Raw genomic sequence first — 23,643 nt, 5'->3', positions numbered from 1 at the left:
CACGGGATGAGTGAGTCCCCCACCGCCAGCCGCGCTTCGCTCGCGCCGCTGCGCGATTTCATCACCGGCCTGTCGGCGCTGCTCGACGAGCAGCCCGACGAGCCGCGCATCCTGCGCGAAGGCGGCGCGCTGCTGGCGCGCCTGATCGCACGCGATGACTGGCTGCCCGATGCGTTCGCGCAGCCGCATCCCGAGTACTACCAGCAGATGCTGCTGCACTGCGATTCGGCCGAGCGCTTTTCGATCGTCAGTTTCGTGTGGGGACCGGGCCAGCGCACGCCGATCCATGACCACACGGTGTGGGGCCTGATCGGCATGCTGCGCGGCGCCGAGTATTCGCAGCCGTTCAAGCTCGACGCATCGGGCCGGCCGGTTCTGCATGGCGAGCCGACACGGATCGAGCCGGGCCATGTGGAGGCGGTGTCGCCGACCGTTGGCGATATCCACCGCGTGCACAACGCGTACGACGACCGCGTCTCGATCAGCATCCACGTGTACGGTGCCAATATCGGCGGCGTACGCCGCAGCGTCTATACCGAAGCCGGCGAACGCAAGCCGTTCATCTCCGGCTACTCCAACCCTTACCTGCCCAATCCGTGGGACCGCTCGAAGGATTCCGCCGCATCATGACCGTTTCTGCACAACCGTTTCCGCTGATCACCAGCCAGGCCGTGCGCCAGGCGCTGCTCGACCGCAAGGAAATTGCACTGATCGACGTGCGCGAGGAAGATCCGTTTGCGCAGTCGCATCCGCTGTGGGCCGCGAACTTCCCGCTGTCCAAGCTCGAACTCGAAGCGTGGCCGCGCATTCCGCGCCGCGATACGCGCATCGTGGTCTATGGCGAGCATGAAGGCACCGACCTCGCGCCGCGCGCGGCGAACGTGCTGCGCGGGCTCGGCTATTCCGACGTGAGCCTGCTCGACGGTGGCCTCGATGCATGGATTGCCGCCGGCGGCGAAGTGTTCCGCGACGTCAACGTGCCGAGCAAGTCGTTCGGTGAGGTCGTGGAAGCGAAGCGCCACACGCCATCGCTGCCCGCGCCGGAGGTCAAGGCGCTGATCGATAGCGGTGCCGACGTGGTCGTGGTGGACGCGCGGCGGTTCGACGAGTACCAGACCATGAGCATCCCCACTGCCACAAGCGTGCCGGGTGCCGAACTGGTGCTGCGCGTGCGCGAGCTCGCGCCGAACCCGGCGACGCAGGTCATCGTCAATTGCGCGGGCCGTACGCGCAGCATCATCGGCACGCAGTCGCTGATCAACGCTGGCATTCCTAACCCGGTCGCGGCGCTGCGCAACGGCACCATCGGCTGGACGCTGGCGGGGCAGACGCTGGACCACGGCGCGAGCCGTCGCGCGCCGCTGGAAATCCCAGAAGCCAACCGCGAGCACGCACGCCGCGGCGCGCGCGATATCGCCGCGCGCGCGGGCGTGCCGCGCATTGCCTACGACGCGCTGGCGTCGCTGGAAGCACCGGGTCGCACGGTCTACCGGTTCGACGTGCGCACGCCCGAGGAATATGCCGATGGCCACTTGCCGGGCTTCGTCAACGCACCGGGCGGGCAGCTCGTGCAGGAGACCGACCACAGCGCGCCCGTGCGCGGCGCGCGCATCGTGCTGGCCGATGATGATGGCGTGCGTGCGGACATGAGCGCGTCCTGGCTCGCGCAGATGGGCTGGGATGTCCGCGTGGTCGAGTCGGTCGATGCGGCGCTGCGCAGTGAAGCCGGCGTGCCGCGCGTGCCTGCGCCCGACGCGGCGCCAGTAGCGGCCGTGTCGCCGGCCACGCTCGCATCGTGGCTGCAGGCGCAGGACGGACAGACCGTCGTGCTCGATGTCACGGCCAGCGCCAACTACGTGAAGCGCCATATCCCCGGCGCGTGGTTCGTCATCCGCGCGCAGCTTGCCGATGCGCTGAAGCGCATTCCGACGGCGCAGCGCTATGTGCTGACCTGCGGCACCAGCCAGCTAGCGCGCTTTGCCGCCGCGGATCTGCGTGCGCTCACGCAGGCGGAAATCTACGTGCTGGACGGCGGCACGCTCGCGTGGATCGCGGCCGGCCTGCCGGTCGAAAGCGGCGAGACGCACCTGGCCGTGCCGCGCACGGATCGCTATCGTCGCCCGTACGAAGGCACCGACAATGCGGCCGCGGCGATGCAGGCTTACCTCGACTGGGAGTTTGGGCTGATCGCGCAACTCGACCGGGACGGCACGCATTTCTTCAACGTGGTCTGACGCGGTCGGGCGCTCGCGTTACCAGCCGTTGTACGGTTGCGCGGGTGCGGTGGCGAAGCGCTCGGCCAGGAAGTCGATAAAGGCGCGCACCCGCGCGGACAGGTGATCGCGGCTCAGGTAGACCGCGAAGATGTCGGCCGGTGCTGCGCTCCACTCGGGCAGCACGGGTTGCAAGCGGCCCGTGCGCAACAGCGGTGCGACATCCCATTCCGAGCGCAGCAGTACACCGAGCCCTTCGAGCGCCCAGCCGACCGCGGTCTCGCCATCGTTGGTGGTGGCGGGGCCGCGCACCTTGACGGTCTCCTGCCGCGTGCCCGCATACAGTTGCCACGTGCCGTACGTTTCATCGCTTTCGCGGATCACGATGCAGCGGTGCTGCGCGAGTTCGCGCGGGGAAGCGGGCATGCCATGCGCAGCGAGATACTGCGGCGACGCGCATAGCAGCCGCCGGTTGCCGGCCAGCCGCCGCGCGCTCAACCGCGTATCGGGCAAGCCGCCCACGCGCACACCGATGTCGAAACCCTGCTCGGCAAGATTGAGCGGGCGGTCGCTCAGTTCCAGTTGAACTTCTACCTGCGGATGCTTGCGCAGGAATGCGGCGACGGCCGGCGCCAGATGCCGGCGTCCGAAGCCCAGCGTCGCATTGACGCGCAGGAGCCCCTGCGGCGTGACTCGGCTGCCCGCCAGACCTTGCTCCAGTTCCTCCAGCTCGGCGAGGATACGTCCGCCTTGCGCGAGATAAGCCTCTCCCTCCTGCGTGACGCTGAGCCGCCGCGTAGTGCGGTGGAGCAGGCGCACGCCCAGCCGCGACTCCAGCGCGGCGAGCCGCTTGCTGGCCGCCGATGGTGTGATGCCGATCTGCTGGGCCGCGCCGGCCAGGCTGCCGCGCTTGACCAGCAGCACAAAGAAGGCGAGATCGGAGAAGGCGTCCATTCGTGAATGGCAGGAACTAATGAAGGTCGTTGTCGGAAATTATAGCGATCGATTCCGTAGTTACACTGCCTTCACCCTCAACGATCTGCAGGCAATCCCATGGCTGGTCGCACCCTTTACCGCAAGCTCGTCGATGCGCACACCGTGGCCGCGCTCGACGCCGAGCACGTGCTGCTGTACGCAGACCTGCACATCATGAACGAGTACACCAGTCCGCAGGCGTTCGCGGGGCTGGCCGCCCAAGCGCGCCGCGTGGCGGCGTCGGGACAGAATCTGGCGGTGGTGGACCACATCATCCCCACCCATGCGGAGTCTCCGCGCGTGATCCGCGACCCGGCTTCGGCGCTGCAGGCGCGCAACCTGCGGCGCAATTGCGAGCAGCATGGAATTCCACTGTTCGATACCAACGATCCGCTGCAGGGCATCGAGCACGTGATTGCGCCCGAGCACGGCATGATCCGGCCCGGCATGGTGGTGCTCTGCGGCGACAGCCACACCACGACCTACGGCGCCTTCGGTGCACTAGGGTTTGGCATCGGCACGTCGGAGGTCGAGCATGTGCTGGCCACGCAGACGCTGGTCTATCGCGTGGCGGGCGACATGCGCATCCGCGTGGACGGCGCGCTGCCGCCGGGGACATCGGCCAAGGATCTGATCCTTCACATCATCGGCCGCATCAGCGCGCAGGGCGCGCGCGGGTATGTGGTCGAATTCGCGGGCGCAGCGATCCATTCCCTGTCGATGGAGGCTCGCATGACCTTGTGCAACATGGCGGTGGAAGCGGGCGCGCGCGGCGCGCTGATAGCGCCCGATGCCGCAGCCATCGACTACGTGCTGCAGCGCGCGCCGGACATCGACGCGGCCATGGCGGAACGCGCACGCGTGGCCTGGCAGTCGCTGCACTCGGATGCCGATGCGGCGTTCGCGCAGGAGCTCGTGTTCGATGCCAGTGCCGTTGCGCCGTATGTCACCTGGGGCACCAGTCCCGACCAGGCGGTTCCGATCGATGCGTGCGTGCCGCGGCCGGACGAACTGGACGATCCGCTCGCACGTGCCGCGGCGCAGCGGGCGCTCGACTATATCGGCATCGACGCCGGCGCTTCGCTGCTGGGCTTGCCGGTGCAGCGCGTGTTCATTGGCTCCTGTACCAACGGGCGCATCGAAGACCTGCGCGCGGTCGCGGACGTGGTGCGCGGGCGGCGCGTCGCACCAGGCGTGAGGGCCATGGTGGTGCCGGGGTCGGGCGCCGTGCGCCAGCAGGCGGAGGCGGAGGGTGTGGCACAGATTCTGACGGATGCCGGCTTCGAATGGCGCCAGCCCGGCTGTTCGATGTGCCTGGCGATGAACGACGATGTGCTGGCGCCCGGCGAACGCTGCGCCTCCACCACCAACCGCAACTTCGAAGGCCGCCAGGGCCGTGCCGGCCGCACGCACCTGATGAGCCCCGCCATGGCCGCAGCCGCCGCGCTGGCCGGCTGCATCACCGACGTACGCAAACAGGAACCGGAGCCGACCCATGCCTGACACCACGCTCGCGCGCATCGACGCAATCGGCGCGCCGCTGCCGATGCCCAATCTCGACACCGACCAGATCATGCCGAAGCAGTTCCTGCGCATCATCGACAAGGCCGGGCTCGACCGGGGACTGTTCCATGACCTGCGCTTCGACGAGACGGGCGAGCCCCGGCCCGGCTTCGTGCTCAACCAGCCCGCGTACCGGGAAGCCGGTATCCTCGTGGCGGGGCCGAACTTCGGCTGCGGTTCCAGCCGCGAGCATGCGGTCTGGGGTTTGCAGCAGTACGGCATCCGCGCGGTGATCGCGGCAAGCTTCGGCGAGATCTTCTATTCGAACGCGATCAACAACCGGCTGCTGTTGGTGGTGCTGCCGCAGGCGGAAGTGGACCGGCTGATGGACGCGGTATCGTGCGAGGCGCCCCCGCGCATCGCCATCGACTTGCAGAGCATGACCGTTAGCGCCGGCAAGTTCAGCGCAGCATTCGAACTGAGCGAGCGGCATCGCCGCATGTTCGTGCAGGGGCTCGATGTGATCGGCCTGACGCTGACGCAGCAGGCGCAGATCGACGACTTCGCGCGCCGCCATCACAGCGCGCAGCCGTGGCTGCACGAAATGGCGGCCAAGACCATGGCGCGCCTTGCCGGACATTGAACAGAAGAGGAGACAGACCGTGCTCGAAGGCTTCGAAGGATTTGAACATCGCCAAGTGCAGTGCACGGACGCCAGCATTCACGCAGTCATCGGCGGGCAAGGTCCTGCACTACTGCTGTTGCATGGCCATCCGCAGACCTACGCGATCTGGCACAAGGTGGCCGCGACGCTGGCGCAGCACTTCACCGTCGTGGCGGCCGACCTGCGCGGCTATGGCGACAGCGACAAGCCCCTTGGCCTGCCCGATCACAGCAACTACAGCAAGCGCACCATGGCGCGCGACCAGGTCGATCTGATGGGAGCGCTTGGCTTCGAGCGCTTCCGCGTCATGGCGCATGATCGCGGCGCGCGTGTGGCGCACCGCATGGCGCTGGACCACGCCGGGCGTGTCGAGCGCCTGGTCACGCTCGACATTGCGCCCACGCTGGCAATGTACGAACAGACCGGCCTGGCGTTTGCCACGGCGTACTGGCACTGGTTCTTCCTGATCCGTCCCGCGCCGTTTCCCGAGACGCTGATCGAGGCCGACCCGGCACTGTACCTGCGCAGCACCATGGGCGCACGCAGCGCCGGTCTGGCACCGTTCACCGATGCGGCCATGGCCGAATACCTGCGCTGCCTGCAAAGTCCCGGCGCCGCCCATGGCCTGTGCGAGGACTACCGCGCGAGCGCGGGCATCGACCTGGAACACGACCGCGCCGACCTTGCCGACGGACGCAAGGTCGAGTGCGAGATGCTGGCGCTATGGGGCGAGCAGGGCGCAGTGGGGCAGTGCTTCCGGCCGCTGGACGAGTGGCGCAAGGTGGCGACTCGCGTCAGCGGCTACAGCCTGCCGTGCGGCCACTACATTGCCGAGGAGGCGCCGGCGCTGCTGCTGGAGACGGTGCTGCCATTCCTGCTGGGGTGAGATGTCATCCACGCAGTTCGAGCCGGGCACGAATGGCCATGCCCAGCCGTGCAAAGGAGGCGTCGAATTCCTCGCCGAGCGGGCCGAGTGCGGTCAGGTTTCCGTGCCGTGCCGCCGCTTCCATGCGATGGCAGACCTCCCCCAGCGCAAACGCGCCCACGGCGCGCGACGACGACTTCAACCGGTGCGCGCCATGCGCAACGCCGTCCGGGCGCTGCGCGGCGATATCGCGCCGGATGCCGGCGGCAAGCGTCTGAGCGGCCCGTTCATATTCGTTCAGCAGTTCGCGAATCGAAGCGGCGTCGTCGCCGACAAAGGCCCTGAGCGCTTCCGCATCGAAGACGGGCAGTGCATGCGAGCCGGCCGTGGGCATCGGCTCCGCCAGCGCTGGTGATGGCGGCGGCAGCCAGTGCGCAAGGGTTTGCTGCAGCGCGGATAGCGTCAGTGGCTTGGTCAGGTAGTCGTCCATGCCGACATCCCGCGCCTGCAACGCTTCACCTTTGATGGCGTTGGCGGTCAGCGCGATGACGGGCATGCGTGCCCGCCCGGCTTGTGCTTCTTCGGCGCGGATCTGGTCGCACAGTGCATAGCCATCGAGCCGCGGCATATGCAGGTCGGTCAGCAGCAGCGCATAGCTGCCGCGGCGCCACCGGTCCAGCGCGTCGGCGCCATCGGCGGCGAAGTCTGCGCGGTAGCCGAGCAACTGGAGCTGGCGCGACATGACACGGCGGTTGATCTCGTCGTCCTCCGCTACGAGCAGGCGATAGCCGTGAGCGGATGCCGAGGTACCGGCCTGCGCAATCTCGGGTTCGGCAAACTCCGCAAACTCGACTAGCGGTGAGGCCGCTGGCGGCAGGCGCTTCGCGGCCAGTGCCACGGCATCTTCCAGCGTGCGCCGGCGCAATGCATGCCGGCCAATGGAAACTGCGTGGCCGGCCTCTGATGCCGGGCCGGGACTGTAGCCCGCACGCAGCCGCACACGCCCGGCGCCCGTGGGCATCTGCGCGATGAGCGCGGAGATCGCAGCGGGATTTGCATCGTCGCCGTGCAGCAGCACCACGGCCTCGGTGCGATCGGCCATAGGAGCAATGCGTGCTGGCAAGTCGTCGTGCATCGTCACGACAGCGCCCGCATGGCGCAGGTAACGTGCGACAGTGTCGCGTTGCGGCTCGGCAATGCCGATGATCGCGCAGTGCACGCCGCCGATCAGCGACGGCCTGGGGAGCGGGTCTCCGGCGGCGCGCAGCGGCAGGCAGACGGTGAAGGTGGCGCCAGCGCCGGGCTGGCTTGCCGCCGCGATCGAACCGCCCATCAGTTCGGTGAGCCGGCGGCAGATCGCCAGGCCCAGGCCCGTGCCGCCGAAGCGCCGCGTGGTCGTGGTCTCGGCCTGGACGAACGGCTGGAACAGCGTCGCCATTGCATCGGGGGGCATGCCGATGCCGTTGTCTTCGATCTCGAACCGGACCACATCACCCCCGGCGGGGGCGATGCGCAGGTAGATCCGGCCGCCGGGCAGCGCGCCGCCGGAGAACTTGATCGCGTTGCCGATCAGGTTGTAGAGCACCTGCCTCAGCCGCAGATCGTCGCCCAGCACTTGTGCAGGGAGCCCCGGATCGATGTCGAGATAGAGCGCCACGTTATTGCGCTCGGCGAGCAGCACCAGCGACGCGCACAGCGTCTCGACGGTATGCTCGATCGACAGCGGCACGCATTCGATGCGCATCTTGTCTGCCTCGATTTTCGAGAAATCGAGGATGTCGTCGATGATGGTCAGCAGTGCGGCAGCCGATTCGCGCGCGGTCGCCACCATCTCGCGCTGGTCTGCCGAGAGCGTCGTGCGCGTGAGCACTTCGATCATGCCGATGACGCCGTTCATCGGCGTGCGGATCTCGTGGCTCATCGTCGCGAGGAAGGCGCTCTTGGCGCGCGACGCCGCCTCGGCCTCCTGCCGGGCCCGTTCGATTTCAAGCTGGGCGATGCGGCTCTGCGTCACGTCACGCGCGGTGGCGTAGAGCGTGCCGTCGTCGCGCAGCACGGCCCGCCAGGACAGCCAGCGCACGGAACCGTCCTTGCAGAGATAGCGGTTCTGGAAATCCTCGATCGGATGGCCTTTGACATGGGTCCGGACGAGCTCCTGCGTACGCGCCCGGTCCTCGGGTGCGACGAATTCGAGGAACGGACGCGCGAGCAGTTCGTCCGCGCACCAGCCCAGCACGCTCGTGAAGGCGGGATTGACGCGCGTGAAATAGCCGTCGCCGGAGGCCTCGCAGATGAGGTCCAGCGACAGTTCCAGCAACGGGTCGCGGTGGTCTGCCGCCTGCGTTCGGGCAGTGACGTCGTCGCCATGGCGGGCCGGGACGTGCGTCTCTTCGGACGTTGACATAGGAAGCGGGCGTTTGGCGTCGGTGTGGGATCGCTAGCGGTCGAGCGCTAATATGATTTAAGTGAAACTTAACTAACGCATAAATGACATTTTCGCGCATGCTAGCACAGAACTGTGATGTCCTAGCCGGCCTGATATGTTGCCGCCGGAGCGCCTGAGCAGGGATTGGAGTCCCTGCTCAGGCCGAAATTGAAAAAAAGGGAGTCGGGCGTTGTATCATTTCCATCCTCGCCGCTTTCGCCATGTATGGTTGGGCGGCGGCATCTGGCTCACGCGCCCTGCGGAGCAAGACCCTGAGCAGGCTCCATGGCAGAACAATCCGACTTCTACTCCACCCGCGAGGCAGCCAGGCGGCTAGGTGTGTCGCTGCGCTCCATCCAGGTATGGGTGGAGAGCGGACGCCTGCCCGCCTGGAAGACCGACGGCGGCCATCGGCGCATCCCGCGCACTGCGGTGGAAATGCTTGCGATGGAGCAGGATCAGGCACGCGCCGCGTCGTCGCGGCCCCCCACCATCATCCTGATCGATGACGACCCGTACATGCTGGACCTCTACCAGCGTGTAATTTCTGCAAGGCTGCCGGCCGTGCGGCTGGAAGTGGCGCAGAACGGATTTGAAGGGCTGCTCATGATCGGCAAGGTCAATCCCGACCTGATCGTGCTCGACCTGATGATGCCGGGGATGGACGGATTCCGGCTGATTCACGCCCTTGGCAGGATTCCTCACTACTGCGAAATCGGCACCGTCGTCATGACGGGCCTGACGGACGAGGAAATCTCCGCGCACGGCGGCCTGCCCGCTGCGGTCACCGTGCTGCGCAAGCCTCAAGGCGTGCTGGCACTTCCCGAAACGATCGAACTGCTGCTCAAGCTGCCTGCCGGCCAGGAAGCCGCGGCCGCCTGAGTTTCCGCGCGCTGCTTCCCCGGACGTCAAGCGCCGCATTTCCTTTCCCGAACGAAAGCCCGCCAGGTGCCTGCGGCGGTCACCTCTCATAGGTGACGCTTTCTGAGCGCTCATCTAACCGCAAAATCGCATATCTGCAACATTTTGTTACGTGAGTTACGTGGAGTATCATTTTTTCCACATCACGGTGTGTTCGCCAGATTTGCGGAAATGTTCGGGATATTCCATTAAATCAATAACTTGTATCACGCAGGCGCTGCGACTGGCGCCTGCCGGCCTTCGTTCTTTTGTTCCTTCCCCAGCACAACGCGTTTTAGGTGTACTTTTTGCGTTGTTTAGGTTTCATTTCCAATATATCGTGTCGCGGCGGTGCGTATCCTCCCGTACCGTCGGGCAGTGTTCCCTGTCCGTTACGGCCCCCCGTGCCCGGTAAGGGGCACGGGTCTTTTTTTCCACAAGACAAGAAACACACCTTGCGGCGCGGGCCGCCGGGCGGGACGGCGTGTCCCTCGCGCGGCGACGCACAACGCAGGGGAAGGCAACAACGTGAAGGTACAAGAGCAACTCAAGAAATCGGTCATGGCGCTGGCGCTCGCGGGTGCGCTGGCACCTGCCGCGGGTCATGCGGCGGGTACGGTGTTCGTCATCGAAACGACGAACACCGGCACCTCTTATATGGCTGACGGGACATCCGGGGTGAGCGGCGGTCCGGTGGCGGGCGGCGTGGTGGTCGACACGGGCGGCGGCATTTTCCAGGTGACCGGGGGCGGTACGACCTACATCGACAATCAGGCCGTGCTGTCGGGCGGAGCGTCGGTAAGCGGCGGGCTCACCAACAGCGGGGGCTTGACCAACTTCGGCAGCCTGACCAACACCGGCACGCTGACGAACTCCGGTGGCATCAACAACAACGGCAGCGGCATCACCAATGCCGGCGCAATCAGCGGTGCGACGACCATCAACGCCGGCAGCGTCACGGCAACCGGCACGGTGAGCGGCGCGACCGTGCAGGCCGGGCAGGCGATGCTCGATGGTGCGACCGGGACGGTCAGCGGCACCACCTTCCAGGCCACTGGCAGCGCGAATGTCGGTGGTGGACTGACGGTGCAGGGCGCGGCGCAGATGAACGGCGGCCAGACCGTCAACAATGGCCAGCTTGTCAGTGGCGGACAGACCATCAATGGCGGGCAGACCGTGAACAACGGACAGACCGTCAACGGCGGCGCGGTCCTTCGCGCGGGGGATGGTGCCGGCAACAGCCTCGTCACCGACAGCGCATCCGTGCGCATGGTCAGCAACAACGGCAACGGCAGCGTTGCCGTCAATGACACGGGCAACGCCATCGTCGGCGCGACTACCGTGACTGGGCAGACCATGATCAACGGCTCCGGCAATGCCGCGACCGCGATCAATGCCGGCAACGCCACGGGCAATGTCACGATCGGCAATGCGAGCAACACCACTGCGCTGAACAGCGCGACCAACCGCATTGGCGCCGATGCGAGCTACGCCAGCACCAATACGATCGGCAACGCCCATGCGGCCACGATCGTCAACGCCACTGCAGGGAACGCCGGCGTGGCGCTGGCCAATGGCTCGGCGGCGATCGGCGTGAGCGGCGGCGGCAGCTTTGCGGCGGATGCAGCGTCGGCCGTGATCCGTGCCGGCGGCAGCGGCACGCTGGCGACCAATGGCACCAACGCCACCAGCCTCAATGCGGGCGTGAATGGCGCGGGCGGGATTGCCACGTACAACACCGCGCAGGCCGTTGCCAACAACACGACGATCAACAACCAGCTCAGCGGTGCGCGCTACGTCAACAAGATCAGCGGCAATACGCTGGTCGACGGCAATATGTACATCAACGGCACGCTGAACTATGTGTCGAACTCGTCGGCCACCACGACGGTGTCGTCGGGCGCGAGCGTGCTGTCCTCGAACGGCACGACCAGCGGCGGCACGTCCATCGTCAACCGCGGGCAGGCGGCCACGTATGCCACGGCCGATGCCAACGGCACCATCTCGATGGCAAGCGGCGTGGCGGAGCAGTCGTCCGCGTCGCTGACGCTGACCAACGGCGTGGGCAATACGCACGGTATCGTGGTGCAGGAGTCGCAGACAGTGCTGTCGGGCGGCGTGCACTCGACCAATATGGTGCTCGATGACCGTGGCGCGACGTTTTCGAACGCACAGACCGGCGCGCCCGTACGTGTGACCGGCGTCGCTGACGGCCGCAACGACTTTGACGCCGTCAACTACCGCCAGATGCGTGCCGCCTATCGCGGCGTGGCCGGAACTGCGGCGATGAATGCGATTGCCGGTCTCGACACCAGCAAAACCTTTGGTCTTGGGGTTGGCGTCGGCGGCTTCAAGGGCGAACAGGCCGTGGCGTTGGGTGCGCAATACCGTGTGACGCGCGATGCCGTCGTCCGTGCGAACGTCTCGGTCGGCGCCAGCGGTGGCGACAGCGCCTACAGCGTTGGCGCGATGTACGCGTGGTAAGGCAATCGACTTTGCGCTGACACGCGAATCCGCCAGCCCGGACAGTCCTCGGGCTGTTCGGTTGGCGGTGATGCTGTCATGCGCTGCAGGACCTCAGCAATGCAAGTTTTCAAGAAATCCATCGGCGCCGTCGCAGCCGCCGCACTTCTTCTCTGGAACCCGGCACACACCGCGGCAGCGGAAAAGCCGCCAGCCAAGGCGCCTGTGTTGAATCCAGCAGCACGAGCTGCCGCGCAGCGCGGCGTCAAGACATGCCTGGGCCGTGTGCAGGAGGTCAGCAGTTTCCTGGGCCAGGGCGTCGACATGGGCCTCTTCCTGTTCAACCCGCCGGCGGATGCGAACAAGAAACTGTTCTCGCTGTCGGCGGAGAGTCTTGGCAAGGATTCGCTGTCATACACGTCGTCCAGTTTCGCGCCCACGGGCAACGGCTGCGGCGCGATGTACGAAGCGGTCACCTACTGGCCGGCAAGCTGCAGCGATGTCGCAGCCAAGGCGTTTCCCGAGCTGACGTTTGCCGGGCCGCTGCTGCGCAACATTCAGACGCTGGAAGGGCGCGGCAACCTGCGCGTGTTCCTGATGCCGGCCGGACAGGGCTGCGTGTCGATCAAGAAGGAATTGATATTCTGATTCGCCGACGCCGGCGCTCGCGCCAGGCCGACGTGGAGGCAAAGATGACGGAACGTCTGAGATGGATAAGCGAACAATATCGCGGCATGTTCATCCACGCGATGGCATTCGAACGCGTGGACGCGACAAGGGACGAGACTTCGCCCGGTGCCAAGTGGGGCTATCTGCTCGGTGTCGGATACACGGATGCACCGACCAACGATATCCAGTACGACCGCGAGCTCGACAGGCAGGACTACTACACGCGTGCCGCAGCCGAGCAGGCAGCGATCCACTATGGCCGACGCGTCATCGATGTGCTGTTCGAGATGCGTTGACTGCCGGCGCCGACAGGTCGGGCTTTGTCAACGCAGCAGCAACGCCACGCCGCACAGGACCAGCGCGGCGCTCCACACGAGGTCCAGGTTGATCCACCCCGTACGCAGGAAAGCCACGCCAATGCGGTCGTAGACCAGCAGCGCCACGGCGCAGATGGCCACCAGCATCGCGCCGGTATGCAGGCCCAGCGCCAGCACGGCAGGTGCCACGGCGCTGTCGCGGCTGATCTGGCCGGACAGTGGCGAGGCGCACAGCGGCATCAGCACCGGCACCAGCATGAGCCCCGCACCATGCACGCCCGCCATCAGGAACGACCAGCATGCCAGCCCGGCCATGCCGGCCTGCATGCCCACGCGCGGCCGGCCGCGATGGCCGCGCAGCACATGCCATGCTGCCCAGCCGATCAGGATAAGCCCGCCGACGCGTGCGAACACGCGCGTGTCGATCACGCTGCCTAGCCATAGCGCCACCGCCACGAACACCGCGACCGCGAGCGCATGGCCGAGCGCGATTGGCAGCAGCGACAGCATTACCACGCTGCGCTTGTGGCGGTGCAGGCCGAGCGCCACGGCGAACAGCCAACCCATGGCGGGGTTGATGCCGTGGAACAGGCCCAGTGCCGCAATCAACAGCCATGGCCACCAGGACGCCCACTGCGCCGATGCGGTTGTCAGCGCGGCGGACGAGTCCATCACGGATAGCAGTACGAATCCGACGAACAGTCGCCGCCCTGCAGCCGCACCTGGTGCGGGCGATGCCCCTTCGGCCATGCAAGGAAGAATTTCGGATCGAAATCGAGGCCGCCTTCGGGCCCGGCGTCGAGCTTCACCATCCAGCCGTCGATGCCTTCGGGATAGAACTGCGGATCCACCGCGCCGTAGAGCGAGTTGGTGAAGTAGACGCGGCGGCCGTCGCGGCTGATCTCGACCATCTGCGGCCCGCCATTGAGCGCGCCGTTCTTCGCGCCCGGATGCGTGGCGCGCGAGACGATGCCGCCGATGCGCACCTTGCCCGTGAGCTTCGGTGCGAACGGGTCGGAGACATCGTATTGCAGCAGGTCCCCCGTCCCCCAGCACGACACGTAGAGGAAGCGGTCGTCCATCGACAGGTCGATGTCCGTGACCAGCGGCGGCACGGCCTTGAAGCCCTTGAGCACGGGCGGCAGCTGGTCAGGGTCGGCGGCTTCGGCCGGGATTTCGATGACCTTGCGCACGGCCCACTTGTCCTTGTCGCGATACCAGGTCCAGATCGACGACGAGAGGTCCTTCAGGCTGATCACGCAGTTGACGAAACCGTAGGCCTTGGTCGGGTCATGCGCCGGGCGCAGCTCGAACACGAGCTGGTGTTCCTCGCCGAAGTCGATTTCCTGCAGGTGCCTGCGCCGCGTGAAGTCCCAGAAGTGCAGGCGGCGGCCATAGCGCGCGCCGAGCAGGATGTCGGGCACCAGGCCGTCCTCGACCATGTCGGGCGTGCCCCATTCGCTCGTGACCAGCGTGTCGTAGCCCAGATGCCACCAGCCGTCATAGGCGAAGTACTGCGGACCGCGCTCCACCTCCCACCGGCCGAGCGGCTCGAAGCTCTGCGCGTCGAGCATGGCGATGCCGCCGGGGCCCTTGCCCTCGGCATTGCCGAGCGCGGTCACGTAAATGCCGCCCGGGCCGCAGTGCACGGTATGCGGGCGGCTGTAGCCGGTGCGCTCGGCCAGCGTCTCGGGTTCGATCACCTTGGCCAGGAAGGGCTTGAGCGGATCGGGCTTGGTGTCGAGGATATAGATGCGCGACGAGCGCAGCCCGGGCACCACCAGATAGCGGCGCTCCATATGCGGATGCGGCGCGTTCGGGCACAGGCACGAGGAACACGCATTCCAGCCGAAGTGGTGCAGCTCGTCGCCAGCATGCGGCATGGCGACCTGGCCGACGATGCTCGCGTAGCGCGGTGACGCCGGGTCCACGTCGACCACGGCGATGGCGTCGGGCTGCTTGCGCTCGGGATCGAACATCGCCACGTAGGCAATGGTCTCCGGAGGCGCCTTGGCTGCCAGGCGGGGGGATGGGTAAAAGCTCGGATCCGGCTTCCAGGTGGCCATGGCGCGTCTCCTCGGGTGTGTTCCCACATACCGCAGGCTTTCCAATATAGGACAGAACGCCGCCCCGGGCGTGGGACCGGCGTCCCGGTCCGCAGCGCCCGCGCACGCCATGACGGGGCAGATTCGTCGCTTTGGACGAGTTGCCGCCGCGCGCCGCTTCGCGATACTCGTCGGCACCCTTGACTCCTGTCTGTTGCCGCGGACCCGCCCCCATGACTCCTGCCGCCCTGACGCCGTTTGAAGCCACCGACATCCGCACCCTGATCGATGAACAGGCCGCCCGGCGCGGCAGCCATCCATTCCTGGTGTGGGAGCCTTTTGACGGCGAGGGCGCCACGTGGTCCTACGCGCAGTTCGGCGATGCGGTTCGACGTTTTGCCGCCGGTCTGCAGGCACGCGGCGTAAAGGCCGGCGAGCGCGTGCTCGTGCATCTGGACAACTGCCCGGAATCGGTCATCGCCTGGCTGGGCTGCGCGTATGCGGGCGCGGTGCCCGTGACCACGAATACGCGCTCCAGCGCCGACGAACTGGCCTACTTCGCGCGCCACAGCGGCGCCGTGGCCGGCATCACGCAGCCGCGCTTCGCGGCCATGGTGCGCGCGGCTGCCCCGTCGCTGGCCTGGGTGGCCGTCACGGCGACCGACAACGGTGCGCCGGCGGAAGCGGATGTGGCCGGCTTCACACCGTTCGCGGCCATCGATGCCGATCCGGCCACGCTGGCCAGCCGCCCGCACGACCCGATGGCGCCGTTCGGCATCCAGTACACCTCGGGCACCACGTCGCGGCCGAAGGCGGTGCTGTGGAGCCATGCCAACGCGCTGTGGGGCGCCCAGCTTTGCGCGCGGCACGAAGACCTGCGCGCGGACGATGTCCACCTTGTTCACCTGCCGCTGTTCCACACCAACGCGCAGGTGTATTCGGTGGCAGCTTCGCTGTGGGTCGGCGCGACCGTGGTGCTGCTGCCGAAGTTCTCGGTATCGCGCTTCTGGCCGGTGTCGCTGCGGCATGGCTGCACCTGGACGTCGGTGGTGCCGTTCTGCGTGCGCGCGCTGATGGCCCAGCCGCGGCCCGAGCATCACAGCTATCGCCACTGGGGCAGCGGCGTCTGCGAGCCGCCGACCGACGCCCACTTCGGCGTGAAGACCATCGGCTGGTGGGGCATGACCGAGACCGTCTCGCACGGCACGGTGGGCTCGCCGCATCGCGCCAATGCGCCGATGTCGATGGGGCGGCCGTCGCCGGGGTATGAAATCCATGTGCTCGATGCGGATGGCCGGCCGGTGGCGCCGGGCCAGACCGGCGATCTCTACGTGCGCGGACAGCGCGGGGTGTCGCTGTTCCTTGAGTACTTCAACGATCCCGCCGCCACGGCCGCGGCGTTCCGCGAAGATGGCCTGTTCATCACTGGCGACCGCGTGCGGCTCGGCGAGGATGGTGCGTTGTACTTCGCCGACCGGGCCAAGGACATGCTGAAGGTCGGCGGCGAAAACGTGGCGGCGTCAGAGATCGAGCGCGTGATCGCGCTCGTGCCCGGCGTGGCGGAAGCCGCTGTCGTGGCGAAGAAACACCCGATGCTCGATGAAGTACCGGTGGCCTTCGTCATTCCCGCACCTGGGGCTGACGAAGGTCTGACAAAACGGATCCTTGCCGCGTGTGCGGCACAGCTCGCCGATTTCAAGCGTCCGCACGAAGTGCGCCTGATGGACAGCCTGCCGCGCGCCACGCTCGAGAAAGTGGCCAAGGCGAAGCTGCGGGAACTGCTGGCACAGGCGTAGTACGACGTGCGCGATACCCGGGCGCAGCATCAAGCACAGATTGCGCCCGGCTTGCTGTATCGATTATTCGCTTCCAGCGCATTCTGACTTTCCGTCCAGGCTGATTGTTTTTCCTTCCGGCAACGGTAACCTGCTCCCATCCCCCCATTCACGCCGCGCCACGCACCTCGAGCGGCGCAACGAGCAGGCCAGGCCCCCAATGAAGGACAACCACACGCCGCAAGGCATTGCGCTGATGATCGCGGCGGTCGCCTGCTTTGCCATGCTCGACACGCTGACCAAGATTGTCGGCAGCGCCGTGCCGGTGGTGATGGCGCTATGGGTGCGCTATCTCGCGCAGACCGCGCTGACAGGCGCGGTGCTACTGCCGGCGCGGGGGCGGACGCTGCTGCATACGCGCCGGCCGGTGCTCCAGAGCCTGCGCGCCGTGCTGATGCTGACATCGAGCCTGTGCGCGTTCTTCAGTCTGAAGGTCCTGCCGGTCGGGGATTTCACCGCCGTGGCCATGCTGACGCCGCTGGCGATCACGCTGGCCGCCGCCGCGCTGATGGGCGAGCATGTCTCGCCCGTTCGCTGGCTGTTCCTGCTGCTGGGACTTGCCGGCGCGCTGATGGTGATACGGCCCGGCCCCGAATTCCAGCCGGCCATGCTGCTGCCGCTGGGCGTGGTGCTGTCCAATGCGGGCTACCAGTTGCTGACCGGCGCGCTGACCCGTGCCGACGGGGTCGGTACGACGCATTTCTACACGGGATGCGTCGCCACGCTGCTGCTGACCGCGGCATTGCCGTTCGCCTGGGTCTGGCACGTGAGCGCGCTGCACTGGCTCCTGCTTGCCGGCATGGCGCTGGCCGGTTGTGCCGGCCACCTGTGCCTGGTCTTTGCCTATGCGCGCGCACCGGTTGGCGTGCTGACGCCTTACCTCTACCTGCAGATCGCGTTCGCGATGCTCGGGGGCTGGATGGTGTTCTCGCACGTGCCGGACGCGTGGTCGCTGATGGGCGTCGCGATGATCGCCGCCAGCGGCGTGGGCGGGACCGCTGCCGCGGCGCGCGAACGTGGCCGGCGCGCGGTGAACGCACCGGCATAACATCGGATTCAGGTTAGGCCACCTCGGCAACTGCGGCCAGGCCGAGCAGCGCTCTCGCCTGCGTGGGCGTCGCCACGGCGCGGCCATACTCGCCGCACAGTTGCGCCACGCGTTCCACCAGCTGCGCGTTGCTGCGCGCCAGCGTGTCCTTGTCCCAGCGGACATTGTCTTCGAGGCCGGTCCGGCAATGGCCGCCCAGCTCCAGGGTCCAGTGATTGACCTCGAGCTGGTGCCGCCCGATACCCGCCGCCGTCCACGTGGCGCCTGGCAGGACCTTGTGCAGTTGCGCTACCTCGAACTCCAGCACTTCACGGCGCGCCGGCATCGCATTGCGGATGCCGAACACGAACTGCACATGCGGCTGCGGCGCGATCAGCCCTTCCTCGACCAGGTCGGCCGTGCTGTAGATCATCGACACATCGAAGATCTCGATCTCCGGCTTGACGTTGTACTCGCGCATGCTGCCTGCCAGCTCGCGGATCAGAGATGGCGAGTTCTCGTAGACGCTGGACGGGAAGTTGACCGATCCGGTGGCCAGCGAGGCCATGTCCGGGCACAGGTTCAGCATGGCGCCACGCTGGCTGGCCTCGCGACCGCGTCCGCCGGTGGAGAACTGCACGATCATGCCCGGGCAATGCTTGCGGATGCCTTCCTGCAAGGTCGCGAAGCGTTCCGGATCGGAACTGGGGTTCTGCTCGTCGTCGCGGACATGCAGGTGGACCAGCGTGGCGCCGGCCTCGAAGCTGGCGTGGGTGCTTTCGATCTGTTCGGCCACCGTGACCGGCACGGCGGCGTTGTCCTTCTTGCGCGGCACGGAACCGGTGATGGCAACCGAGATGATGCAGGGGTCTTGCATGGATGTCTCCATTAGGGGATGTCGTGGAAGTCGGGAGGTGATGGTTCCGGGGAGTCGCTTCAGCCCTGGCGCAGCTTCGCCTGTGCCGCCATGCGTACGGAGGCATTGGCCGCGCCATAGCCCAGGTAGCCGCTGCGCTGCACAAGCTCGAAAAAGAAGCGCTCGTGGAACGGCTCGGTATAGGTGTGCAGGAATTCGCCATGGCCGTCGCGGTCGTACAGCAGGCCAAGGCGTTGCAGGCGGGCCAGCAGCGTGTCGTCGAGCGCGAGCCGGGCGGCGAGGTCGTCGTAGTAGTTGTCCGGCACGTGCAGCATCGCGGAACGGCTGCGGTCGATCTGCTCCACCGTCTGCGTGAGTTCTGCGGAGCGGAAGGCGATGTGGTGCACACCCGATCCCGCATAGGCGGCGACAAATCGGCCCGTGGCGGTGCGGCCGCTCTCCGACACATTGAGCGGGATGCGCACGCGCTGGTCGGCGCTGACCATGGCGCGGCTCTTGACCAGCCCGTACGGGTCCGCGATCTCGTGCACGCTTTCGGCCTGCATGCCGAACACCGAGCGGTAGAACAGCACGAAGGTGTCGAGCTTGTGCGCGGGCAGGGCCTGCGCAATGTGGTCGATCGCCGTTAGTCCCGCACCTGCAGAGTCGGCCTGCGCTGGGACGCGCAGATCGAAATCGCTCTCGTAGATGCTGCGTGCGGCGTCGAGATCATCGATCAGGTGGAACAGCATGCCGTCTGGCGAGCGCAGCGCGGGAATTACGCGTTCGTCGGGGCCTACCGGTTCGCGCCACTCCTTGCACAGCAGCGCACGGGCGCGCGAGATGGCGCGGCCGGCGTCGTCCACCTTGAGGCCGATCGCGCATACGGAGGGACCGTGGAGCTGGAAGTGCTCGGCGGCGGCGCTGTCCTGCTCGGCATTGAGGATCAGGTTGATGCCACCCTGCCGGTACAGGTCGACCGCCTTGGAACGATGGTGTCCGGCATGCACGAAGCCAAGCGATTCCAGCCGCTGGGCCAGTTCGCGGCCGGCCACATAGTCGACGGCAAATTCGATGAAATCCACCCCGTCGAAAACCGGCGGTGCCGGCAGCGCATGTCCGCCCGCCTCGGACTCGAGCCAGATCAGCGAGCGCAGCCCATCCAGCGCGGTCTGCCGCGCCGGTGCGGCACGGAACTCGTCGTTGAAGATTTCCAGCGACAGCGGGCCCGTATAGCCGGCCTGCAGCACGGCGCGCGCGAATGCGGTGACGGGCAGATCGCCCTGGCCCGGAAAGTTGCGGTAATGCCGGCTCCAGCCCAGCACGTCCATCGACATGCGCGGGGCGTCGGCAAGCTGCACAAAGAAGATCTTGTCCGCCGGCACGGCATCGAGCCCCGACAGGTCGTCGCCCAGCGCCAGCGTATGGAAGCTGTCCAGCACCAGCCCGAGCGCCGGGTGGTCCGCGCGCTGCACGAGGTCCCATGCCTGGCGCCAGGTGCGCGTGTGGCGGCCCCATGCCAGCGCTTCGAAGCCGACGCGCAGGCCGCGCCGCGCGGCGGCCTCGGCCATCTGGCGCAGATCGGCGGCGGCGCGCGCGGGATCGTCGATGGCGATGTCCAGCACGTTGCTGCAGACCAGTACCGTATCGGCGCCAAGCTGTTCCATCACGTCGAACTTGCGCTCGGCGCGCGCCATGTTTCGTGCGAACAGTTCCGCCGGCATCGCCTCGAAATCGCGCAGCGGCTGGTAGAGCATGATGCGCAGCCCGAGGTCGGTCGCCATGCGGCACACCTCGGCGGGCGAGCCGTCGAAGTTGAGCAGGTCGTTCTCGAAGATTTCCACGCCGTCGAACCCGGCCGCCGCGGCGGCTTCGAGCTTCTCCGGCAGCGTGCCGGACAGCGAGACGGTGGCGATGGATTTGGGGAGCGGCTTGAGGGGAAGGGCTGCGGGCATGGCACGGTCGGCGGGGGAGGGCATGCCGCAAGGTTAGGAGCCAACCGGGCGCCAAACAATCGCAATTCGCGCACGAACGAGCGATAATCGCGCGATGGCGCGCGACTGTCGTGCATTACTCGGGTTAACCATGGAAAAAGAACCGCTGAACCGGCGTGACTGGATCGCCGGGCTGGAGAAGGGCCTCGCTATCCTGGAGGCCTTCGACAACGACCATCCGCGGCTGACGCCGAGCCAGGCAGCGCAGCTGACGGGCCTGACCCGCACCGCCGCGCGGCGCTACCTGCTCACGCTCGAGCACCTGGGCTACACCACCAGCGACGGCACGCTGTTCAGCCTGACGCCGCGCGTGCTCAAGGTCGGCTGGTCCTACTTCGATTCGGCGCGGCTGCCGCGGCTGGTGCAGCCGTTCCTGCAGCAGATCACGGCCCAACTGGGCGAGGCCGCTTACCTGAGCGTGCTCGATGGCTGGGAGCTGGTGTTCATCTCCCGCACCAGCACCAGCCGCGTGATGAGCACGGGCTTCGTGCTCGGCGCGCGCGTGCCGGCGCCGCTGGCCTCGGCCGGCGTGATGATGCTGGCGTCGCAGCCGGAAGACACGGTGCGGGAGTGGCTGGACCAGTGCGTGCTGACGCCCTATACGCCATACACCATCCTCCAGCACGACCGGTTGCTGCAGGAAATCCGCAAGGCGGGCGCGCAGGGCTATGCCGTGGTGGAGCAGCAGTTGCAGATCGGCGTGCGTGGCGTGGCGGTGCCGCTGCGTGATCGCCACGGCAAGGTGATCGCGGCGCTGTCGGTCAATATGCAGATCGGCGAGGAGAGCGCGGAAGCGGCATGCGCGCGCGTGCTGCAGGTGCTGCAGGACACCGCGCTGTCGATCATGCGTACGCTGTAGTTTGCAGGCCTCTGTCGTTAGCTGAGCGTGCAGTGGCTTACTTGTGCAGTGAACTCGCCAGCGCGAACGGCCCCTGCGACAGGCGGTCCTTGAGGAAGTCGATGCACACGCGCATCCGCGCCGACGACGATGCGCGCGCGCTGGTCACGGCCCAGACGTCCGCCGGCTGCTGCCAGGCCGGCAGCACCTGCACGAGTTCGCCTTCGCGGATGCTGTCGGCCACATCCCAGACCGACGCCATGATGATGCCGTAGCCTTCGTGGGCCCACTGGCGCGTGACGTCGCTGTGGTTGGAAGCCATCGGGCCGGTCACCTTGACCATCTCCATGCCGGCGGGCCCTTGCAGCCGCCACACGCCAAAGGCCTGATCGCGTTCACGGTGGAGCAGGCAATCATGCTGCGCAAGCTCGGCCAGATGGCGCGGCGTGCCGCGCCGTGCCAGGTAGGCCGGCGCCGCGCACAGCACGCGGCTGCCGCTGGCGATGCGGCTCGCGATCAGATGCGGCTCCTCGACTTCGCCGATGCGGATATCGAGATCGAAGTTCTCGCCGATCAGGTCCACGCGACGGTCCAGCAGCTCCAGCCATACCTCCAGCCCCGGATGCTGTTGCCGCAGCAGCGCCAGCACCGGCGCCACGAAGCGCCGCCCGAGCCGCAGGCTGGTAGCAATGCGCAGCAGCCCGCGTGGCTCGCTGTCCGCCTTGCCCGCACCGCCGACGGCTTCGAGCATGCCATCCACGTCCTCCAGGATCTTGCGGGCCCACGCGAACGCGTTCTCGCCTTCCGCCGTCACGCTGACGCGTCGCGTCGTGCGATGAAAGAGCCGGGTGCCGAGCATCGCCTCCAGCATGGCGATGCGCTTGCTGACATGCGCGGGCGAGATGCCCATCTCATGCGCGGCGGCAATGAAGCTGGAACGCTGCGCTACGGTGCAGAACAGCCGCAAGTCCCGCAGGAACGGGTCATTGTTCGCTGACAGCGCATTCTGAGTTTCCATATTGCCGGATTGTTATTCGCAGGCTTAACGATAGGCTATCGACGAGGGCCGCGCCAGAGGCGCGGCCGCGTTCATTTCAGGAGACGACATGAAGACAGTACTGGTGCTCAATGGCCCCAATCTCAACCTGCTCGGCACGCGCGAGCCGGCGGTATATGGCAGCGAAACGCTGGCCGACGTGGAGCGTATCTGCGCGGAAGCCGCGCAAGGGCTCGGACTGCGTGCCGATTGCCGGCAGACTAACTACGAAGGCCAGCTCATCGAATGGATCCACGAAGCCGGGCGGGCCTGTGCGCAAGGGGAAATGATTGGCGTGGTGCTCAATGCGGGGGCGCTGACGCATACCTCGATTGCGCTGCATGATGCGATCAAAGGGGCTGGGGTGCCGGTGATCGAGTATCACATTTCGAATGTGCATGCGCGGGAGGCGTTTCGGCATCAATCGTGGATTTCGCCGGTGGCGCGGGGGGTGATGGCGGGGTTTGGGGTTCGGGGGTATGGGGTGGCGGTTTTGGCGTTGGCTGGGATGGTGGGGGATTGATGATTTTTAGGGCGCGTGCTTGGCATGCGCCGCTGTTTTGCCGGCGTAGCCGACGGGGCTTCTGGTCAGGGCGAGGGTGTTGTTCTTGGCAGGCGCTGCTGTTTCGCCGGCGTAGCCGGCGAGTCACTTTTGTCCGAGCGACAAAAGTAACCAAAAACGCGTTTTGGTTGCCCCAAAGGGGCGAATTTTTATCGTAGTGTGCTGAGGGTGTTGTACGGGTATGGGCTTCAGAGTGAGTTACGCTGCCTGCCGCGTGGGGCACGGCCGTGGTCAGAATTACAGCGCTGATTGAACGAGCCCTGCAAGCGTCTGTGGACCCTGCTGTGAGCGATATCGTGTGATCGCCTTCGGCTGCGCTACGCGCAGAGCCCTAGTCTGAGCACACAGGCCCAGGGCAAACCACGCCTCGGTGACGATGCCCCCCCATGACATGCGCGAACTAAAGAGAGGTAATGGACCTCGGGCGTCCGCGAGGTTGATGAGCTCGCATCCAGA

20 protein-coding genes are annotated in these 23,643 nt (G+C 66.8%); 13 read left to right on the top strand and 7 right to left on the bottom strand.

Features of this window, described 5'->3' with window-relative positions; all coding sequences use genetic code 11:
• Positions 1-6: 6 nt before the first annotated feature.
• Both KHO41_RS05060 and KHO41_RS05055 read left to right on the top strand, forming a co-directional pair.
• The gene (locus KHO41_RS05060; protein WP_211952215.1) at positions 7-630 is read left to right on the top strand and encodes a cysteine dioxygenase family protein; all 624 of its coding nucleotides are present in this window, start codon (positions 7-9) and stop codon (positions 628-630) included.
• Positions 627-2,234: a rhodanese-related sulfurtransferase gene (locus KHO41_RS05055; RefSeq protein ID WP_211952214.1), complete on the top strand. Its 1,608-nt coding sequence runs from the start codon at positions 627-629 to the stop codon at positions 2,232-2,234. The genes KHO41_RS05060 and KHO41_RS05055 overlap by 4 nt, the downstream gene beginning before the upstream one ends.
• A gap of 18 nt (positions 2,235-2,252) precedes the next feature.
• On the opposite strand, the gene KHO41_RS05050 is transcribed toward KHO41_RS05055, so the two are convergent.
• On the bottom strand, positions 2,253-3,167 hold the full coding sequence (locus tag KHO41_RS05050) for a LysR family transcriptional regulator (RefSeq protein ID WP_211952213.1): 915 nt from the start codon (positions 3,165-3,167) through the stop codon (positions 2,253-2,255).
• 99 nt (positions 3,168-3,266) lie between these two features.
• Here KHO41_RS05050 and leuC point away from each other — a divergent pair, with 99 nt between their 5' ends.
• Genes leuC through KHO41_RS05035 form a run of 3 tightly spaced genes read left to right on the top strand, consistent with a single transcriptional unit; the run spans position 3,267 to position 6,241 of the window.
• The gene (leuC, locus tag KHO41_RS05045; RefSeq protein WP_211952212.1) at positions 3,267-4,691 is read left to right on the top strand and encodes a 3-isopropylmalate dehydratase large subunit; all 1,425 of its coding nucleotides are present in this window, start codon (positions 3,267-3,269) and stop codon (positions 4,689-4,691) included.
• Complete coding sequence (gene leuD / locus KHO41_RS05040; RefSeq protein WP_211952211.1) at positions 4,684-5,334, top strand: 3-isopropylmalate dehydratase small subunit; 651 nt, start codon at positions 4,684-4,686, stop codon at positions 5,332-5,334. Before leuC ends, leuD begins: the two co-directional genes overlap by 8 nt.
• A 19-nt stretch (positions 5,335-5,353) precedes the next feature.
• The gene (locus KHO41_RS05035) at positions 5,354-6,241 is read left to right on the top strand and encodes an alpha/beta fold hydrolase (protein ID WP_244873714.1); all 888 of its coding nucleotides are present in this window, start codon (positions 5,354-5,356) and stop codon (positions 6,239-6,241) included.
• 4 nt (positions 6,242-6,245) lie between these two features.
• Here the strand turns inward: KHO41_RS05035 and KHO41_RS05030 are convergent, their stop codons facing one another.
• A complete protein-coding gene (locus KHO41_RS05030) occupies positions 6,246-8,624 on the bottom strand; it encodes a PAS domain-containing hybrid sensor histidine kinase/response regulator (RefSeq protein WP_211952210.1) in 2,379 nt (792 codons plus the stop codon).
• Between the two features lie 306 nt (positions 8,625-8,930).
• On the opposite strand from KHO41_RS05030, the gene KHO41_RS05025 reads away from it, so the two are divergent.
• The 4 genes from KHO41_RS05025 to KHO41_RS05010 all read left to right on the top strand — a co-directional run bounded on the left by KHO41_RS05025 (position 8,931) and on the right by KHO41_RS05010 (position 12,973).
• Entirely contained in the window at positions 8,931-9,527 is a 597-nt protein-coding gene (locus KHO41_RS05025) for an excisionase family DNA-binding protein (RefSeq protein ID WP_211952209.1), read from the top strand.
• Between the two features lie 546 nt (positions 9,528-10,073).
• On the top strand, positions 10,074-12,029 hold the full coding sequence (locus KHO41_RS05020) for a beta strand repeat-containing protein (protein WP_211952208.1): 1,956 nt from the start codon (positions 10,074-10,076) through the stop codon (positions 12,027-12,029).
• A gap of 99 nt (positions 12,030-12,128) precedes the next feature.
• Positions 12,129-12,656 (top strand): hypothetical protein, encoded by a 528-nt coding sequence (locus KHO41_RS05015; protein ID WP_211952207.1) that lies wholly within the window; start codon positions 12,129-12,131, stop codon positions 12,654-12,656.
• Positions 12,657-12,700: 44 nt separating this feature from the next.
• Complete coding sequence (locus tag KHO41_RS05010) at positions 12,701-12,973, top strand: hypothetical protein (protein ID WP_211952206.1); 273 nt, start codon at positions 12,701-12,703, stop codon at positions 12,971-12,973.
• A gap of 27 nt (positions 12,974-13,000) precedes the next feature.
• On the opposite strand, the gene KHO41_RS05005 is transcribed toward KHO41_RS05010, so the two are convergent.
• Together KHO41_RS05005 and KHO41_RS05000 are read right to left on the bottom strand one after the other, a co-directional pair.
• Entirely contained in the window at positions 13,001-13,666 is a 666-nt protein-coding gene (locus KHO41_RS05005) for a hypothetical protein (protein WP_211952310.1), read from the bottom strand.
• The gene (locus KHO41_RS05000) at positions 13,666-15,060 is read right to left on the bottom strand and encodes a selenium-binding family protein (RefSeq protein WP_211952205.1); all 1,395 of its coding nucleotides are present in this window, start codon (positions 15,058-15,060) and stop codon (positions 13,666-13,668) included. Before KHO41_RS05000 ends, KHO41_RS05005 begins: the two co-directional genes overlap by 1 nt.
• 212 nt (positions 15,061-15,272) lie before the next feature.
• Here KHO41_RS05000 and KHO41_RS04995 point away from each other — a divergent pair, with 212 nt between their 5' ends.
• Positions 15,273-16,835, top strand: a complete 1,563-nt coding sequence (locus KHO41_RS04995; protein ID WP_211952204.1) for an AMP-binding protein — start codon at positions 15,273-15,275, stop codon at positions 16,833-16,835.
• A gap of 199 nt (positions 16,836-17,034) precedes the next feature.
• Positions 17,035-17,922 carry a DMT family transporter gene (locus tag KHO41_RS04990; protein ID WP_211952203.1) on the top strand — a complete coding sequence of 296 codons (888 nt, stop codon included), beginning with the start codon at positions 17,035-17,037 and terminating at the stop codon, positions 17,920-17,922.
• A gap of 13 nt (positions 17,923-17,935) precedes the next feature.
• On the opposite strand, the gene KHO41_RS04985 is transcribed toward KHO41_RS04990, so the two are convergent.
• Together KHO41_RS04985 and KHO41_RS04980 are read right to left on the bottom strand one after the other, a co-directional pair.
• Positions 17,936-18,778: a BKACE family enzyme gene (locus tag KHO41_RS04985; RefSeq protein ID WP_211952202.1), complete on the bottom strand. Its 843-nt coding sequence runs from the start codon at positions 18,776-18,778 to the stop codon at positions 17,936-17,938.
• A 59-nt stretch (positions 18,779-18,837) separates the two neighbouring features.
• Positions 18,838-20,712 carry a bifunctional sugar phosphate isomerase/epimerase/4-hydroxyphenylpyruvate dioxygenase family protein gene (locus KHO41_RS04980; RefSeq protein ID WP_244873713.1) on the bottom strand — a complete coding sequence of 625 codons (1,875 nt, stop codon included), beginning with the start codon at positions 20,710-20,712 and terminating at the stop codon, positions 18,838-18,840.
• 130 nt (positions 20,713-20,842) lie between these two features.
• Here KHO41_RS04980 and KHO41_RS04975 point away from each other — a divergent pair, with 130 nt between their 5' ends.
• Positions 20,843-21,610: an IclR family transcriptional regulator domain-containing protein gene (locus KHO41_RS04975; protein WP_011301148.1), complete on the top strand. Its 768-nt coding sequence runs from the start codon at positions 20,843-20,845 to the stop codon at positions 21,608-21,610.
• Between the two features lie 37 nt (positions 21,611-21,647).
• Here the strand turns inward: KHO41_RS04975 and KHO41_RS04970 are convergent, their stop codons facing one another.
• Complete coding sequence (locus KHO41_RS04970) at positions 21,648-22,607, bottom strand: LysR family transcriptional regulator (protein WP_211952200.1); 960 nt, start codon at positions 22,605-22,607, stop codon at positions 21,648-21,650.
• An 88-nt stretch (positions 22,608-22,695) separates the two neighbouring features.
• Between KHO41_RS04970 and aroQ the strand changes: the two genes are divergently transcribed.
• Positions 22,696-23,148 (top strand): type II 3-dehydroquinate dehydratase, encoded by a 453-nt coding sequence (aroQ, locus tag KHO41_RS04965; RefSeq protein ID WP_211952199.1) that lies wholly within the window; start codon positions 22,696-22,698, stop codon positions 23,146-23,148.
• The last annotated feature ends 495 nt before the right edge of the window (positions 23,149-23,643 follow it).

It is taken from the genome of Cupriavidus numazuensis, from assembly GCF_905397435.1.
GTDB classification, from domain to species: Bacteria; Pseudomonadota; Gammaproteobacteria; order Burkholderiales; family Burkholderiaceae; genus Cupriavidus; species Cupriavidus numazuensis.
Note: the sequence above shows the minus strand (reverse complement) of the source record. Positions and strands in the feature narration are given on the sequence as shown.